Raw genomic sequence first — 16428 nt, 5'->3', positions numbered from 1 at the left:
CTCACCAAGGAGGCCCAGCATCATGAGCACGGAGACCGGCACGATGACGACTCACAGTTCCACACCGGTTGCGATCGAACCCAGCGCCGGGTTCTGGGTGCGCTACGGCGAGCTCTGGCGCAGCACTCCGGCCGAGGTCGGCGTGCTCTTCGTCGCCTTCCCTCTCGCCGTCATCGGCACGAGTCTGCTGTGGCCGATCTTCTTCGCGGGAGTCGGCCTGGCGGTGCTGATCATCGGCTTCTTCCTCGTACTCGCCGCGTTGTACGTGGCGCGCGGCTACGGGACGCTGACGCTGCGACTGCTCGAGTTCGCCGGCCGGCCGCGCATCCCTCGTCCGCAGTGGCGTGGGCGGGTGGGAACCGGCTTCATCGGCAAGGTCTTCGGGCCGCTCGCCGACGGCCGGTACTGGTTGTACCTCCTGGACGGGATGCTCGCGCAGATCGCCGTGAGCACAGTGACATGGGGAATCATGATCGCCTGGGTCGCCACCTCCCTCGGCGGCGTCACCTACTGGATCTGGGTCGGCTTCATCCCGAACGAGGGCAGAAGCGTCTGGCTGTCTCGCGTGATCTGGGAGTGGGCGACGGGCACCACGGCGACGTTCGATCCTCGAGTAGGCGACGCGGTCATGTTCGGGATCGTCGGCGTCATCATGCTCTTCACGCTTCCGTTCGTGATGCGTGGTCTCATCCTCGTGCACTGGGGCATCGCCAAGGGCCTGCTCGGATCCTGGTCGTCGCAGAGTCTGCGCCGCGAGGTCAGCGAGCTGTCCGAGTCGCGAGCGGCCGCCGTTGCCGCGGAGGATCGCACCCTGCGCAGGCTGGAGCGCGACATCCATGACGGTCCGCAACAGGGCCTGCTCCGCCTTCGCATGGACATCGCCTCCGCGCAGCGGCGCATGCACGACGATCCGGATGCCGCCGCCCGACTTCTCGACGAGGCCGCAACTACCGCGCAGGAGTCGCTCGACGAGCTGCGGGCGCTCTCCCGCGGATTCGCGCCGCCCATTCTGCAGGACCGCGGACTGAAGGCAGCCCTGGAGTCCCTCGGCGCCCGAAGCACGGTTCCCGTCGAGCTGACCTACGCGCTGAACCGCGAACTCCCCTCAGAGATCGAACGCAACCTCTACTTCGTCGCGGCCGAGTTGCTCACCAATGTGTCGAAGCACGCGGATGCCTCACTCGCGCGGGTGCGGATCGTGGTGGACCAGAACACCGTGCTGCTCTCGGTCTCCGACAACGGGCACGGCGGCGCGGGGTTCGCCGAAGGGCACGGGCTGGCGGGCATCCGCGAGCGCGTGACGTCGATGCGCGGAACCACCCAGCTCGCGTCGAGCCGTTCCGGCACCGTCGTGAACATCGCGGTGCCGATATCGTGAGTGCGTGACCGAACCCCTCCATGTGCTGATTGCGGACGATTCCGTTCTGCTGCGCGAGGGGCTCGTGCGCGTCCTCTCCGAGGCCGGCTTCGTCACGGTCGGAGCGTTCGGTGACGCCGAAGCTCTGCTCACCGCGGCGAAGACCGTGCCGTTCGACGTCGCGCTGCTGGACGTGCGGATGCCGCCCACCTTCCGCGACGAGGGAGTGCGGGCGGCCCTCGCGCTGCACGCTGCACAGCCCGGGGTCGGCGTGTTGCTGCTGAGCCAGTACGTCGAGACCACGTATGCGCGCGAACTTCTCGGCAGCGGCGCAGGGGGCATGGGCTACCTGCTCAAAGACCGGCTGGCATCCCTCGACGAGCTGACGGATGCCGTGACCCGCGTCGCCTCCGGCGGCACCGTGCTCGACCCCGAAGTCGTCGCGCAACTCGTCGGTCGGCGCGCGGACCCGCTCGCCGCACTCACGCCGAGGGAGCGGGAGACCCTGCAGCTGATGGCGGAGGGCCGCACGAACGCCGCGATCGCGGGACTGCTGCACGTCGGCGTCGGTGCGGTCGAGAAGAACGTGTCGGCGATCTTCGCCAAGCTCGGCCTCGACGATTCGGGCACGGACCATCGCAGGGTGTTGGCTGTGCTCACCTGGCTCGACGCCGCAGCCTGACCCGGCGATCCCCCGAGCTCGTAGCGAATCGCGTCATCCGACTTCCACAAGGTCGGCGATCGAACGCTGGAGGTAACATCCACCACCGGTCGTCGCCGAGGCACCATAGTTGAAGCCCGTGACCGATTCCACAACCATCGCCTCTCGCACAGCAGACCGGAACGCGTGGCGGGTGACCCTCGCCTCTCTGGTCGGCACGTCTCTGGAGTCGTACGACTTCTACGTCTTCAGCTTCTTCAGCGCCATCTTCAGCGCAGCTGTATTCTTCCCAGCGGAAGACCGAGTCGCCGGCCAACTCGCCGCCTTCCTCACCCTCGCCACCTCCTATTTCGTGCGCCCGATCGGTGCGATCATCTTCGGACACTTGGGCGATCGCATCGGACGTAGGGCGACCCTCATCTGGACCGTCGGCATCATGGGCGTCTCCACCGCCTTGATCGGCGTGCTGCCCGGATACGCGACCATCGGCGTCGCAGCGCCGATCCTGCTTGTGCTGCTCCGCGTCATCCAGGGCATCTCTCTCGGCGGGGAGTGGGGCGGCTCGATCCTGGTCGGCGTCGAACACTCCACCCCCAAGCGCCGCGGCTTCTACGCAGCCCTCCCGCAGCTCGGCTCGCCGATCGGCACCATCGTCACCTCGGTGCTCTTCCTCTGGCTGAGCGCGACGCTGAGCCAGGCCGACATGCTCGCCTGGGGCTGGCGCATCCCGTTCCTGCTCGCGCTTCCGCTGCTCGCGGTGTCCCTCTACCTGCGGCTCTCGATCGACGAGACCCCGGTCTTCTCACATCTCGTCGCCGAGAAGAAGCGCGACCGATTCCCCGTTCTCGACGTGTTCCGCAAGCAACCCGTCACCCTGCTCGTCGCCGTCGGCGCCGCCTTGCTCGGCATCGGGTCGTATGCGCTGATGAACACCTACACGATCAACTACGGGGTGGCAGCGCTCGGTTTCAACTACACGCAGGTGTTCACCGCCGCCACGATCGGCAGTCTGCTGCAGCTCGTGACGATCCCCCTCTTCGGGCTGCTCGCCACGCGCATCGGCTCGGCCCGCGTGGTCTGGATCGGCGCTCTGACGACGCTGATCGTCGCGTTCCCGATGTACTTCCTGCTGCAGTTCGCGACGTTCCCGATCCTGGTCGGCACGATGATCATCGGCGGCATCTTCCCCACCCTGAGCTGGGCCGGCCTCGGCGGCTTGATGGCGGATATCTTCGGCCAGTCGATCAGGTACAGCGCGCTCTCCCTCTCCTACGCCATAGCTGCGGCCCTCTCCGGGTTCATCCCCCTCCTCACCGAGGCGCTCGGGGCCGCGACGAAGAACGCTTGGTGGCATCCCGGCATCGTTCTCGGCATCCTGTCGGTCGTGACGCTGGTCGCCGCGGTGGCAGCGGCATCCATCGCGAAACGACGACGTGAAGACGTCGTCGACGCCGACGATGTGCTCGAATCGGAGCAGAGCGAGCTGCAGGAACGCGGCGCCGTCACGAGCTGAATGAGGCTCCGGTAGACTGGTGAGGCATCCCATATTCAGGCACCAGTTGACACGGTGCCGCACATACCGCAACGGAGTTCCGCCATGACCGACGCCGCGATGTTCGACGACTCAGCCGCCACAGACGCCTTCGGTCGCATTCCGGACAAGCCGGCTCTCGAGGGACTCGAGCGGGTGTGGGACGAGCGGTGGCGTGCCGACGGCACCTACCACTTCGAGCGTGATGCCGCTCTTCAGGCCGGCCGCGGCGACATCTACTCCGTCGACACCCCGCCTCCGACCGCATCGGGTTCACTGCACATCGGGCACGTCTTCAGCTACACGCACACGGATGTCGTCGCCCGCTACCAGCGCATGCGCGGCAAGCACGTGTTCTACCCGATGGGCTGGGACGACAACGGTCTGCCGACCGAGCGCCGCGTTCAGAACTATTACGGGGTGCGGTGCGATCCGTCACTGCCGTACGACGCGGACTTCGTGCCGTCCTATGAGGGCGGCGACAACAAGAGCTCGCGCGCGGCCGACCAGAAGCCGATCTCACGCCGCAACTTCATCGAGCTCTGCACGAAGCTCACCATCGAAGACGAGAAGCAGTTCGAAGCGCTCTGGCGCAATCTGGGCCTCTCCGTCGATTGGGCGCAGACCTACCGCACCATCGGCGACGAGTCGCTGTTCGTCTCCCAGCTGGCGTTCCTGCGCAACCTGGAACGCGGCGAGGCGTACCAGGCCATGGCGCCGACGCTCTGGGATGTCACCTTCCGCAGCGCCGTCGCCCAGGCCGAGCTCGAGGACCGCGACCAGCCTGGCGCGTTCCACACGATCTCGTTCCACGGCGACGACGGCCCCGTGGTGATCGCCACGACCCGTCCCGAACTGATCCCGGCCTGTGTTGCGCTGGTGGCGCACCCGAGCGACGAGCGCTACAAGCCTTTGTTCGGCAAGACGGTGCGCAGTCCGGTTTTCGGTGTCGAGATTCCGGTGCTGGCCCACCACCTCGCCGAGCCCGACAAGGGCACGGGCATCGCCATGGTCTGCACCTTCGGCGACATCACGGATGTCACGTGGTGGCGCGAGCTCGACCTGCCGACCCGCGCGGTCATCGGCTTCGACGGCCGCATTCTGCCCGAGCCGCCTGAGGCTCTCGCCGGCGATGCCGCGAAGGATGCCTACGCGCAGCTCGCCGGCAAGACCGTGTTCTCGGCGAAGCAGGCGATGGTCGAGCTGCTGAAGCAGTCCGGCGATCTGCTGGAGGACCCGAAGCCCATCACCCACCCGGTGAAGTTCTACGAGAAGGGCGACCGCCCGCTCGAGATCGTCTCCACCCGGCAGTGGTACATCAGCAACGGAGCGCGCGACGCAGCGCTTGCAGATCGTCTTCTCGAGCTCGGCAAGCAGATCGACTGGCATCCGGAGTTCATGCGTGTGCGCTACGAGAACTGGGTCGGCGGCCTCTCCGGCGACTGGCTCGTGTCGCGCCAGCGTTTCTTCGGCGTGCCGATTCCCGTCTGGTATCCGGTGGACGAGGCGGGCGAGACCGTGTTCGACTCCCCCATCGTGCCTACGCGCGACCAGCTGCCGGTCGACCCGACCACCGACACGGCGCCGGGCTACGACGAGTCGCAGCGCGGTGCACCGGGCGGATTCGTGCCCGAGATGGACATCCTCGACACCTGGGCCACGTCGTCGCTGACGCCGCAGATCGCGGGTGGCTGGGAGCGTGACGCGGAACTCTTCGACGCGGTGTTCCCGTACGACCTGCGGCCGCAGGCCCAGGACATCATCCGCACCTGGCTGTTCTCCAGTGTGCTGCGCGCCCAACTCGAGGACGGCGTGTCCCCGTGGGCGCATGCCGCCATCTCCGGCTTCATCGTCGATCCCGACCGCAAGAAGATGTCGAAGTCGAAGGGCAACGTGGTCACGCCTGCCGACATCCTGGAGCAGCACGGCTCGGATGCCGTGCGCTACTGGGCTGCATCGAGTCGCCTTGGAACCGATGCCGCCTTCGACCCGCAGAATCCGACGCAGATCAAGATAGGTCGCCGGCTGGCGATCAAGGTGCTCAACGCGGCGAAGTTCATTCTGAGCTTCCCCACAGGCGCAGGGGACGTCACCGAGCCGCTGGACCGAAGCATGCTCTCCGAGCTCTCCGGTGTCGTCGCGGAGGCGACGAAGGCGCTCGACGGCTACGACCACGCACGTGCGCTCGAGCTGACGGAGTCGTTCTTCTGGACGTTCTGCGACGACTACCTCGAGCTCGTCAAGGAGCGCGCGTACGGGGAGGGACAGGGGGCTGCCTCGGCGGCCGCCGCACTACGGCTCGCGTTGTCCACGTTGCTGCGTCTGTTCGCCCCGTTCATTCCGTTCGCGACCGAGGAGACCTGGTCGTGGTTCCAGTCCGGCTCGGTGCACAGGGCGGAATGGCCGACCGTCGACACGCTGAGCAGCGCTGCAGGCGAGGCGACTCCGCTGGTGCTCGCTGCGACTTCAGTCGTGCTGACGGGCATTCGACGCGCCAAGACCTCAGCGAAGGTCTCGCAGAAGGCGCCCATCGCACGCGCGATCGTGACCGCTCCCGAGGATGAGCTGTGGGCGATCGAGCTGGCGGCTGCGGACATCCGTGCCGTCGGTCGTATCGTCGACCTCCAGTTCGTCCCCGGCGACGAGCTGTCGGTCGAGGTAGACCTCGGAGACGAGCCGTCGGCGTAGCTCTCGCCCGGCGGACTCCGGGCCGATAGGTTTTAGATCACAGTGCGCATCCCGTGAAGGAGATGCGGCAAGGGGGACTGATGGGAATCACGATTCGCGAGCCGGCTGAAGGCGACTTCTTCAGCTGGCTGGCACTCTACGAGGACTACGCGACGTTCTATGAACGCGCGCTCACAGATCAAGGGGCGCTGCTCGTCTGGAGCTGGCTGACTGATCCTGCTTACGCGGAACGCGGTCTCGTCGCCGTCGACGACAACGGGTCACTGGTCGGACTTGTGCACTTCCATCAGGTGCCACGGCCGCTCGATGGCGACCATGCCCTGCACATCGACGACCTCTTCATTCTCGAAGAGCACCGGGAGCAGGGATACGGACGCGCGTTGATCGACGCCGTCGGGTCTCTCGCGGCCGAAAGCGGCGTCGGCGTCGTGCAGTGGCTCGCGAAGACGGACAACACAGATGCCCGTGCCTTCTACGACGAGATCGCCGATGCTTCCGAGCTGGTCGTCTACCGGCTGCGCCGAGACGAGAGCTGACGATGCAGCTGGGAACCCGCTGGCCGGTCGGCGGCACCGCGCCGGAGCGGCTGCCCTCTGTGGTGGTGTCCGCGGTGCGTGCCGTGGAGGACGAGCTGAGGGCGCTCGACGTCGACGCTTCGACCTGGCGCTGGACCCTCACCTGGTTGGAGGGACGCCCGGTCGTCGAGCTCGACGACGGCACCGTGATCCGATATCACCCGGAAGAGGACTCCGCGACGGTTTCGCAGCCGGGAGCAGGGGTCGGCGAGGACGAAGACAACGACGACTGATCTCGTCGGTTGGGGCAGGGCGCAAGGCTCAGGGAAGCAGCTGGCTTCGGGCCGCGGCTTCGCGCAGGGCCTGCTGGTCGCGCACGTCCGCCTGGCGACGGTAGAGGTCGCTGCGGTCGGCGTCGATCTGTTCGCGCCGCTCGCCCCACGCGACGAGGGCCCGGCCGATGCGGATGACGGTGCGCTCGATCGCGAAACGACGTGCGTCGTGAAGACTGACGGTGCTCATCACTTCTTCTCTTCCCCCCCGATGATCGGGAACGCGTTGAACTGAATCTGAATCGGTCGTGCCCCGACGGGCACTTCCCTGTTGCGGTAGTCCCCGATCGTGTCGTCGAGCACTGCGTAGACCTTGGCCGTGAAGGCGGCGAACTCTTCCACCGTCATGCGGAGGTTCGAGGTCGTGATGGAACTCGCATCCATCCACTCGTTCGCCAAGACATCCCCGCCACGTGACATGAACGTGACGAGTGCTTCCTCCTGGCCGCGACGGAACTCGCGATTCACCAGGTCGTAGGCCTCCCGGCCCGACGGTGTCTCGCTCAGTTCCGTGGGGTCCATCGAGATGCCGACCGGAGACCGTCGCCACCACCGCTCGCGTGCGCTGCCCTTGCCCTCGACCTCTTGGACGAAGTCGTGCTTTGCGAGCTGGCGCAGGTGATAGCTGGTGGCACCGCTCGATTCCCCGAGCCGCTCCCCGAGCCCGCTCGCGGTGAGCGGACCGAACTTCGACAGCTCGTCCATGATGCGCACCCGAAGCGGATGCGCCAGAACCTTCAGCGACGCGAGATCAACCCGTCGATCGTTAGGCCGCAGGGGCGACGCCGGGTACTCGGGCTTCTGCTGAGTGCCCGGCTCTTCGTCGCGCTGATCAGTGGTCATGCTCCGATGTTACGCGTGCAAAGCTTTCTTTGCAAGCTTTTCTTTGCATTACTTTCTTTGCAATGAGTTCTTTGCATCAGGCTCGCGCGATGATCTCCCCATGCGTCAAGGCGAACCAGCCATCCGCAGACGTCGCCCAATCGCGCCACGCCTGCGCGACCTCGTGCAGATCGGCCAGCGTCGCGTGCCCGCCCTCGATCGCCCTCGTCGCGAAGTCCGACTCCGTCGTCCGCTCAGCCCACGACCCGCCCCACCACTCGCGTTCGGCCTCCGACGAGAAGCACCACACCGACGCGGATGCCTCGACGTGCTCGTACCCGGCCTCCAGTGCCCACGACTTCAGATGGCGCCCCGCGAACGGTTCTCCCCCGCTGGTGCGAGCGGCATCCTCGTAGATGCGCAGCCAACTCGCCAAGCCGGGCAGCCCCGGGTGCCAGACGGTCGCGCCGTAGTCCACGTCACGCACTGCGACGATGCCGCCCGGCTTCAGCACGCGGCGGAACTCGCGAAGCGCCGCCAGCGGATCCACCAGGTGCTGCAGAACCTGATGGGCGTGCACGACGTCGAACGAGGCATCCTCGAAGTCCAGCGCATACGCATCGCCGACCTCGAACGTCACGTTGTGCAGGTCGTTGTCGATTGCCAAGCCCGTCGCGTTCGCCACGATCTGCTCAGAGGAGTCGATGCCGACCACGGCGCCCGGCGCCACGAGTCGTGCGAGATCGAGTGTGATCGTGCCTGGACCGCTTCCGACGTCGAGCACCCGAAGTCCCGGCCGAAGATGCGGAATGAGGTACGAGGCGGAATTCTCCGCCGTACGCCAGGAGTGCGAGCGCAGCACGCTCTCGTGGTGCCCGTGCAAGTAGCGCTCATTGTCGTGGGATGCCATGACCTCAGCCTAGGAAGCTGCGCTCCTCTCGCGCGGCTCAATAGCTCAATCGGGTCGGTTCTAGGCTGGAGATATGACGACCAATCCCCTGCTCTCCCCCAGCACTCTGCCGCATGGGCTTCCGCCGTTCAGCGAGATCAGCGACGAACAGTACGTCCCGGCGTTCGAGCGTGCTTTCGCGGAGCAACGCGAGGAGGTCGCGGCGATCACAGCCGATGCCGACGAGCCGACGTTCGACAACACGTTCATCCCTCTCGAGCGCTCGGGCCAGACGCTGCGTCACGTGGCCGAGGTGTTCTTCAACAAGAGCTCGGCAGATTCGAACGACGACATCAGTGCGATCGAAGAGCAGGTTGCGCCGCTGCTTGCGGAGCACGAGGACGCGATCAGCCTCGACCCGCTGCTCTACGAGCGCATTCGCGCCGTTCACGAGAAACTCGACGACCTCGGCCTCGACGACGAGTCCCGCTACCTCGTCGTGCGCTACTTCGAGGAGTTCACGCTCGCCGGCGCAGGACTCGGCGACGAGGACAAGGAGCGTCTGAAGGCACTCAACTCCGAACTCTCCACGCTGACGACACGGTTCGAGAAGAACCTGCTCGCCGACACCAACGATCTCGCCGTCCACATCGATGACGAGTCCGAGCTCGCGGGGCTCGAACCCGCCGCGGTCTCTGCCGCGGCGGAGGCAGCGCGCGAGCGGGGACTCGACGGTTACCTGCTCACCCTCGTGCTGCCGACAGGACATCCGTACCTCGCCCGGTTGACAAACCGGAACGTGCGGGAACGGGTCATGACCGCGTCGCGCGCCCGCGGCATCCGCGGAGGGGACTTCGACACCCGCGACCTCGTACTGCGCATCACGGCCCTTCGGGCAGAGCGCGCGCGACTTCTCGGTTTCGTGAATCACGCGGCCTACGTGACGGCAGGTCAGACCGCGAAGACCCCGGATGCCGTCGCCGGCATGCTCTCCCGCCTGGCTCCGGCCGCGGCTGCGAACGCTACCAGCGAGAAGTCCGATCTGCGCGAGTCCGCAGGCCACGACATCGAATCCTGGGACTGGGCACTCTACTCGGAGCGGGTGCGCGCGGCGAAGTACGACGTCGACACCGCCGCGATGCGGCCGTACTTCGAGGCGGAACGCGTTCTGCGCGACGGCGTGTTCTTCGCGGCGAACCGGCTGTACGGCATCGGCTTTCAGGAACGCCCCGACCTGACCGCGTACCACCCCGACGTGCGTGTGTTCGAGGTGTTCGAGTCCGACGGCTCGTCGCTCGGGTTGTTCCTCTTCGACCTGTACACGCGTGACTCCAAGCGCGGCGGCGCCTGGATGAACGACCTCGGCCAGCACACCCGCCTGCTCGGCGGAGGCACGGTCGTGGTGAACAATCACAACGTGCCCAAGCCGGCAGACGGCGAACCGACCCTGCTCACGTACGACGAGGTGAGCACCCTCTTCCACGAGTTCGGCCACGCGCTGCACGGACTCTTCGGTGCGACCACCTACCCGAAGTTCGCGGGCACCAGCGTGTTCCGCGATTTCGTCGAGTTCCCCAGCCAGGTGAACGAGATGTGGATGCTCTGGCCGGAGGTGCTGGACAACTATGCGCGCCACCACGTGACGGGCGAGCGGATGCCCGCCGAGCTCGTCGAGCGCATCCACGCCTCCGAGGCGTTCAACCAGGGCTTCCTGACGAGCGAGTACCTCGCCGCCGCCATGCTCGACCAGGCCTGGCATCGCATCGACGCAGATGCCGACGTCACGTCGGTCGAAGACTTCGAGGCCGCCGCACTTGCCGATGCCGGCCTGAACGACACGGCGGTGCCGCCGCGGTACTCCAGCACCTACTTCGCGCACACATTCTCGGGCGGATACGACGCCGGGTACTACTCCTACATCTGGAGCGAGGTGCTCGACGCCGACACGGTGGAGTGGTTCAAGGAGAACGGCGGGCTCTCCCGCGAGGCGGGCGAACGGTTCCGCGCGCGGCTGCTCGGCGTCGGCGGGTCGAAGGATCCGTTGGAGGCGTACCGCGACTTCCGCGGGAGGGATGCCGTCATCGAGCCATTGCTGCGTCGCCGCGGCTTGCAGTAGCGCCGCCGCGTAGCGCGGCCTGCGAAGGCGCACGACGCGGCATCCGCAGCCACGGATGCCGCGTTTGTTGCTCTGCGTGACGGACCGACGTGCGGGTTCCGCGGGGATTTCGTACCGTGATCAGGTCGTCCTCGAACCTCGGGGAGATGCGAACCCCGTGAGGAAAGCCATGTCCCTTCTCCCCGAACTCGATCACACCGCGGACTGCGCGTGCGAGCTCGGCGAGATGTGCGCGGACATCCGTCCCGGCCACGGGTTGCACGCTCTGCAGTTGCGGCTCGCCGCCGCAACGCCGTCGCACTGGCTCGACCTGGTCGTCGCTACGGTTCACGAGGACGGCTGGGTGGATGCCTATGCCATCGACGGCACACCCGTCGCGCTCTGGAACCACCGGGATCTCGCCGGGACGGTCTCCCCCGGTGAGCCGGTGGCGCTGCACGCCGTCTACAACGTACTGTCGGCGGGTTCGCGTCGGTTCAACGTGTTGTACCGCTCGGAGAACTTCGCGGTGGATCAGACCGAGGCACCGTAAACAGAAGGTGACTGTTCAGGCGGTCTCGGCCGCAGCGAACATGTCCATCATCGCGCGGCATGCTGCGACGCAGGCCTCGCACGCCATCTGACACATGCGGCAGGTCTCGCTCATCTCCGCGTGATTGCCGCACTCGTCGGCACAGGCGGAGCACATCGTCATGCACGCCTGCAGCATGGCTCGCATCGACGGCATGTCGAACCCGCTGGGCCGCATCATCATGCGCATCATCGTGTTGCAGACATCCGCGCAGTCCATGCACATCGACGCGCATTTGATCATGCCATCCGCCATGGCGTTGTCGGCGCACATCGTGCACGCCTGCTCGCAGGCCGAACACGCCTCGATGCACTGCTGCATCGTCATCATGTCCATCGCCGGCATGCCGAAGGTGTCCATCGACATCGTCTGCATCATCTCGGCGGTCATGTTCGCGTCCATCGCATCCCCGTTCTCGTTTCCAGCGTCACCGGCGATGCTACGCGCACCACTGCGCCGCATCCACGGTTCGCGAGATCAGAGAACGGCCGGCTCCAGAAGCCGGAATCGCCCGGCGATCGGGTCGAGCTCGGCCAGGACATTGTTCGGCAGAACGAACTGCGGGTCGGTGTGTCCGACGTCGACGCCGCTGACCACAGGAATGTCGTCGACGTGCCATTCTTCGAGCCGCTCCACGACGAGACGGTCGAGCTCGTGCACCTGTTCCGCGGTGTATCCGCGAGGCCTGCCCACCACGAGCCCCGCGATGCGGTTCAGGATGCCCTGTGCCCCGAAATTACGCAGCCAGTACCCCACCTGCGCGGGCGGCGGGACATCCTCCGAGGTCTCCACGAACAGGATGCGGTCGTCGAAGAACGCGGGCTCCGGCCAGAATCGAGTACCGACCATCATGTCGAGCACCTCGATGCAGCCGCCGAAGAGACGACCGCTACGCGCTGTCGAACCGCGTAACCACCGCCATCCGTTGTGCCTGCGGAGCCGATTCACCCTGGTGCCGTCCTGCTGACCCCAATCGGGATACCCGGTCGTCCACCTGGAATAGGGCCGGTACTCGTGCTCGGGCTGCGGGTTGAAGAGCACGTCTCTCACGTGCTGCAGCATGCCGGGCAGGTTCGCTGCCTGCGCGAAGCCCGCCATCACCGCCGGTCCGTTGAAGGTCACGATGCCGTGTTGTGCGAGCCAGGTCAGTTGCGTCGCCGTGTCCGAATAGCCCATCAGCACCTTCGGATGTGCCCGCATCGTCTCGAGGTCGAGATGCGGCAGAATCCTGATCGAGTCGTCGCCACCGATCACCGCGATCACACCGGCGATGTCGGGATCGGCGAATGCCGCGTTCAGGTCGTCGGCCCTCGCCTTCGGATCGAGCCACGCCTCCTGCGACGTCAACCCCGTCGACGGATACTCGACGGGAACCAGTCCCAACGCCGTCTCGAGCGTGTCGATACCTGCCCGGTAGACGTGCGGAAAGACTGTCGATCCCGGCCACGACGTTGCGACCACGGCAACCCTGTCACCCGCACGAAGGCGCGACGGTCTGACGATAGGCAGTGGACTCGCCACGCCTGTTAAGCGGACTTCTCTTCGCGCCGCGTGCGGCGGTGGGGCACGATCGTGGGCGCCGCGTTGTCGAGTACGGCCTCACGCGTCACGACGACACGGGCGACCTCATCGCTGGAGGGCACCTCGAACATGATCGGTCCGAGCACCTCCTCCATGATCGCTCGCAGACCCCTGGCGCCGGTCTGCCGCAGCACCGCCAGATCGGCGATCGCATCGAGCGCCGGCTGTTCGAACTCGAGCTCGACGCCGTCGAGCTCGAACATGCGCTGGTACTGCCTGACGAGCGCGTTCTTCGGCACCGTGAGGATCTGGATGAGCGCTTCACGGTCGAGCTGCGACACTGTGCTGACGACGGGGAGGCGACCGATGAACTCCGGTATCAGACCGAACTTGTGCAGGTCTTCTGGCAGCACCTCGCTGAAGAGGTTGACGTCGTCGCCCTTGCTGTGCAACGGAGCGCCGAAGCCGATGCCCTTCTTGCCGGCCCTGGAAGAGATGATGTCTTCGAGGCCGGCGAACGCGCCCGCCACGATGAACAGCACATTCGTGGTGTCGATCTGAATGAATTCCTGGTGCGGATGCTTGCGCCCGCCCTGCGGAGGTACCGAGGCGACGGTGCCCTCCAAGATCTTGAGCAGCGCCTGCTGCACGCCCTCACCGGAGACATCCCTCGTGATCGAGGGGTTCTCGGCCTTTCGGGCGATCTTGTCGATCTCATCGATGTAGATGATGCCGGTCTCTGCGCGCTTCACGTCGTAGTCCGCGGCTTGGATCAGCTTGAGCAGGATGTTCTCGACATCTTCACCGACGTAGCCTGCCTCGGTGAGCGCTGTGGCGTCGGCGAAGGCGAACGGCACGTTGAGTCGCTTCGCCAGGGTCTGCGCGAGGTAGGTCTTTCCGCAGCCGGTCGGCCCGATCAGTAGGATGTTGGACTTGGAGATCTCGACGTCGTCGCCCATCGACTCCGCCGGCCCCAGCGTGGTGCGTGCCCGAACCCGCTTGTAGTGGTTGTACACGGCGACCGAGAGCGCCTTCTTCGCCGGCTCCTGGCCGATGACGTACTCCTCGAGGAAGGCGAAGATCTCTTTCGGCTTCGGAAGCTCGAACTGACCCGAGTTCTCTTCACCGGACTCGGCCATGCGCTCTTCGATGATCTCGTTGCACAACTCGACGCATTCGTCGCAGATGTACACGCCAGGGCCCGCGATGAGCTGCTGAACCTGCTTCTGGCTCTTTCCACAGAATGAGCACTTGAGCAGATCGGCGCTTTCTCCGATGCGAGCCATGGAACCTCCCGAGTGGGCCGCTTCTTACGAGCCTAACCTGTGGCGCCGACATTGGGCGGGAGCTCTGCGGCCCGCGTGCCGACTCGTTCGCGAGACGGCGAAGCGGCGGCGAACATCCGTTCCGCCGCCGCTTCGGTCGTCGTGCGTTTACTACTTCGCCGTGAGAGCCGGGAGGCTCTTGCGGCTGGTGAGCACCTGATCGATGAGTCCGTACTCGAGGGCCTCTTCGGCCGACAGGATCTTGTCGCGATCGATGTCTTTGTTGACCTGCGCGACGTCTTTGCCGGTGTGCTGCGAAAGCGTCGCCTCGAGCCACGTGCGCATGCGCATGATCTCGTTGGCCTGGATCTCGATGTCGGACGCCTGCCCCTGACCGGCCTCGCCGACGGCGGGCTGGTGGATGAGGATGCGTGCGTTCGGCAGGGCGAGACGCTTGCCCGGCGTGCCGGCTGCCGTCAACACTGCGGCAGCGGAGGCAGCCTGGCCGAGCACGACCGTCTGGATCTGCGGACGGATGTACTGCATCGTGTCGTAGATCGCGGTCATGGCCGTGAACGAGCCGCCAGGCGAGTTGATGTACATGACGATGTCGCGATCGGGATCCTGGCTCTCCAGCACGAGCAGCTGAGCCATGATGTCGTCGGCCGACGCGTCGTCCACCTGAACGCCGAGGAAGATGATGCGATCCTCGAAGAGCTTGGCATAGGGGTCTTGACGCTTGTAGCCGTAGGCGGTGCGCTCTTCGAAGCTGGGCAGGATGTAACGCGAGCCCGGCATCGGGATGCGCGAGGCACCACCGGCCAGTCCGGAGAAGTTCGGGGTTTCCATGTGTGTCGTTTCCTTCGTTCTCTCTCGCCTAATCCTGGGTTCCGCCGCCGCCGATGACGTCGGTGGCCGACTCGCGAATGTGGTCCACGAAGCCGTATTCCAGAGCTTCCTGGGCGGTGAACCAGCGGTCGCGGTCACCGTCGGAGTTGATCTGCTCGACGGTCTTCCCGGTCTGCGATGCGGTGATCTCGGCGAGTCGCTTCTTCATGTCGAGAATGAGCTGGGCCTGCGTCTGGATGTCGCTGGCCGTACCACCGAATCCGCCGTGCGGCTGGTGGAGCAGCACCCGGGCGTTCGGGGTGATGTAACGCTTGCCCATGGTGCCCGCCGTCAGCAACAGCTGACCCATGGATGCCGCCATGCCGATTCCGACGGTGACGATGTCATTCGGCACGAACTGCATCGTGTCGTAGATGGCCATGCCGGCAGTGATCGAACCGCCGGGCGAATTGATGTAGAGGTAGATGTCGCGCTTGGGATCTTCCGCAGCCAGAAGCAGCAGCTTTGCGGCGATTTCGTTCGCGTTATCATCGCGCACCTCCGAGCCGAGCCAGATGATGCGATCCTTCAGCAGTCGGTCAAAAACACTGGGTTGCAGTGTCGCGTCGGCCATGAACGTGCTCCTTTTCTTACGTGCTCTCGAATCTATCGAAGGCAACGCAACAGCACCGGCCTGTTCGCCAGGGGCAGAGCCCCGGGGCGAACCGAACGAGCACAGTGCCAGGGACAGAGCCCCGGGCGAGTCTCAGTAGGCGATGTCTTTCGCGTACTGGGAGACCGACGTGCGATAGAGCGGTAGATGCGGAGCGAGCGCCGTGAGCGCAACCGAGGTGGCGCGCCGAGACTCGCCGCTGGTCGCGAGGGCGAGTGCGTAGAACGCGGCGACCGCGTCGCGGTACGGCGAGGTCTGGTGATTCGTGTGCTCGTCACCGAGCATCCAGACCGCTTCGTGCACGCGTCCGAGATTGCGCAATGTGCTGGCCAGCTGGACGACCGCTCGTACCCGGTGGTCATCGTCGAGCCCGAGGACGAGAGCGCGCCGATAAAGAGGTTCGGCTTCCGCCTCGCGTCCGGCGGCGTCGCGCGCGCCGGCGCGGTGGAACAGAGCGATGGCGTTGTCTCCCCATACTCCGGCCAGGCGATCGATGCGTTCGATGCGTTCGGCGTCGCTCAGGCTCTCGTCAGCCCAGACCCCGTCGAACTGACTGTCCCAGTCGGCCACTGACCGCTCCTCGTCGTCTCGCATTCCTACGGCACCTCAGACGTGAGAGGGGGCGGATGCGATGCATCCACCCCCCTCTTACGAGCACG

At 65.9% G+C, this 16428-nt stretch carries 17 protein-coding genes; 8 read left to right on the top strand and 9 right to left on the bottom strand.

Annotation, left to right across the window (positions count from 1 at the left end):
- The first annotated feature begins 22 nt into the window (after positions 1 to 22).
- The 6 genes from MJ603_RS15965 to MJ603_RS15940 all read left to right on the top strand — a co-directional run bounded on the left by MJ603_RS15965 (position 23) and on the right by MJ603_RS15940 (position 7045).
- Positions 23 to 1378, top strand: coding sequence for a sensor domain-containing protein (locus MJ603_RS15965; protein WP_243064738.1), 1356 nt, complete (start codon positions 23 to 25; stop codon positions 1376 to 1378).
- 4 nt (positions 1379 to 1382) lie between these two features.
- Complete coding sequence (locus MJ603_RS15960) at positions 1383 to 2039, top strand: response regulator transcription factor (protein WP_243064737.1); 657 nt, start codon at positions 1383 to 1385, stop codon at positions 2037 to 2039.
- A 118-nt stretch (positions 2040 to 2157) separates the two neighbouring features.
- Positions 2158 to 3531 carry an MFS transporter gene (locus MJ603_RS15955; RefSeq protein WP_243064736.1) on the top strand — a complete coding sequence of 458 codons (1374 nt, stop codon included), beginning with the start codon at positions 2158 to 2160 and terminating at the stop codon, positions 3529 to 3531.
- Positions 3532 to 3615: 84 nt separating this feature from the next.
- Positions 3616 to 6237 carry a valine--tRNA ligase gene (gene valS / locus MJ603_RS15950; RefSeq protein WP_374230947.1) on the top strand — a complete coding sequence of 874 codons (2622 nt, stop codon included), beginning with the start codon at positions 3616 to 3618 and terminating at the stop codon, positions 6235 to 6237.
- A gap of 80 nt (positions 6238 to 6317) precedes the next feature.
- A complete protein-coding gene (locus MJ603_RS15945; protein ID WP_243064735.1) occupies positions 6318 to 6773 on the top strand; it encodes a GNAT family N-acetyltransferase in 456 nt (151 codons plus the stop codon).
- Between the two features lie 2 nt (positions 6774 to 6775).
- Positions 6776 to 7045 (top strand): hypothetical protein, encoded by a 270-nt coding sequence (locus MJ603_RS15940; RefSeq protein ID WP_243064734.1) that lies wholly within the window; start codon positions 6776 to 6778, stop codon positions 7043 to 7045.
- Positions 7046 to 7073: 28 nt separating this feature from the next.
- On the opposite strand, the gene MJ603_RS15935 is transcribed toward MJ603_RS15940, so the two are convergent.
- The 3 genes from MJ603_RS15935 to MJ603_RS15925 all read right to left on the bottom strand — a co-directional run bounded on the left by MJ603_RS15935 (position 7074) and on the right by MJ603_RS15925 (position 8816).
- Positions 7074 to 7274 (bottom strand): hypothetical protein, encoded by a 201-nt coding sequence (locus tag MJ603_RS15935; protein ID WP_243064733.1) that lies wholly within the window; start codon positions 7272 to 7274, stop codon positions 7074 to 7076.
- Positions 7274 to 7927, bottom strand: coding sequence for a helix-turn-helix transcriptional regulator (locus MJ603_RS15930; RefSeq protein ID WP_243064732.1), 654 nt, complete (start codon positions 7925 to 7927; stop codon positions 7274 to 7276). The genes MJ603_RS15935 and MJ603_RS15930 overlap by 1 nt, the downstream gene beginning before the upstream one ends.
- A gap of 76 nt (positions 7928 to 8003) precedes the next feature.
- Positions 8004 to 8816 (bottom strand): methyltransferase domain-containing protein, encoded by an 813-nt coding sequence (locus tag MJ603_RS15925; protein WP_243064731.1) that lies wholly within the window; start codon positions 8814 to 8816, stop codon positions 8004 to 8006.
- Between the two features lie 73 nt (positions 8817 to 8889).
- Here MJ603_RS15925 and MJ603_RS15920 point away from each other — a divergent pair, with 73 nt between their 5' ends.
- Together MJ603_RS15920 and MJ603_RS15915 are read left to right on the top strand one after the other, a co-directional pair.
- Positions 8890 to 10911 (top strand): M3 family metallopeptidase, encoded by a 2022-nt coding sequence (locus MJ603_RS15920; protein ID WP_243064730.1) that lies wholly within the window; start codon positions 8890 to 8892, stop codon positions 10909 to 10911.
- A gap of 169 nt (positions 10912 to 11080) precedes the next feature.
- Complete coding sequence (locus tag MJ603_RS15915; protein WP_243064729.1) at positions 11081 to 11443, top strand: hypothetical protein; 363 nt, start codon at positions 11081 to 11083, stop codon at positions 11441 to 11443.
- A gap of 15 nt (positions 11444 to 11458) precedes the next feature.
- Here MJ603_RS15915 and MJ603_RS15910 read toward each other — a convergent pair whose 3' ends face one another.
- From MJ603_RS15910 to MJ603_RS15885, 6 genes are all read right to left on the bottom strand, one after another.
- On the bottom strand, positions 11459 to 11884 hold the full coding sequence (locus MJ603_RS15910) for a four-helix bundle copper-binding protein (protein ID WP_243064728.1): 426 nt from the start codon (positions 11882 to 11884) through the stop codon (positions 11459 to 11461).
- A 75-nt stretch (positions 11885 to 11959) separates the two neighbouring features.
- Positions 11960 to 12943 carry a S66 peptidase family protein gene (locus tag MJ603_RS15905; RefSeq protein ID WP_243064727.1) on the bottom strand — a complete coding sequence of 328 codons (984 nt, stop codon included), beginning with the start codon at positions 12941 to 12943 and terminating at the stop codon, positions 11960 to 11962.
- Between the two features lie 65 nt (positions 12944 to 13008).
- Positions 13009 to 14289 (bottom strand): ATP-dependent Clp protease ATP-binding subunit ClpX, encoded by a 1281-nt coding sequence (gene clpX / locus MJ603_RS15900; protein ID WP_243064726.1) that lies wholly within the window; start codon positions 14287 to 14289, stop codon positions 13009 to 13011.
- Between the two features lie 150 nt (positions 14290 to 14439).
- Positions 14440 to 15117 carry an ATP-dependent Clp protease proteolytic subunit gene (locus MJ603_RS15895; protein WP_243064725.1) on the bottom strand — a complete coding sequence of 226 codons (678 nt, stop codon included), beginning with the start codon at positions 15115 to 15117 and terminating at the stop codon, positions 14440 to 14442.
- A gap of 28 nt (positions 15118 to 15145) precedes the next feature.
- Positions 15146 to 15730, bottom strand: coding sequence for an ATP-dependent Clp protease proteolytic subunit (locus MJ603_RS15890; RefSeq protein ID WP_243064724.1), 585 nt, complete (start codon positions 15728 to 15730; stop codon positions 15146 to 15148).
- A gap of 132 nt (positions 15731 to 15862) precedes the next feature.
- The gene (locus MJ603_RS15885; RefSeq protein ID WP_243064723.1) at positions 15863 to 16339 is read right to left on the bottom strand and encodes a tetratricopeptide repeat protein; all 477 of its coding nucleotides are present in this window, start codon (positions 16337 to 16339) and stop codon (positions 15863 to 15865) included.
- Positions 16340 to 16428 lie beyond the last annotated feature (89 nt).

The sequence above is a fragment of the Humibacter sp. RRB41 genome (assembly GCF_022761015.1).
In the GTDB taxonomy this organism is placed as follows: domain Bacteria; phylum Actinomycetota; class Actinomycetes; order Actinomycetales; family Microbacteriaceae; genus Humibacter.
This window is presented reverse-complemented; position numbering and strand designations above follow the sequence as displayed.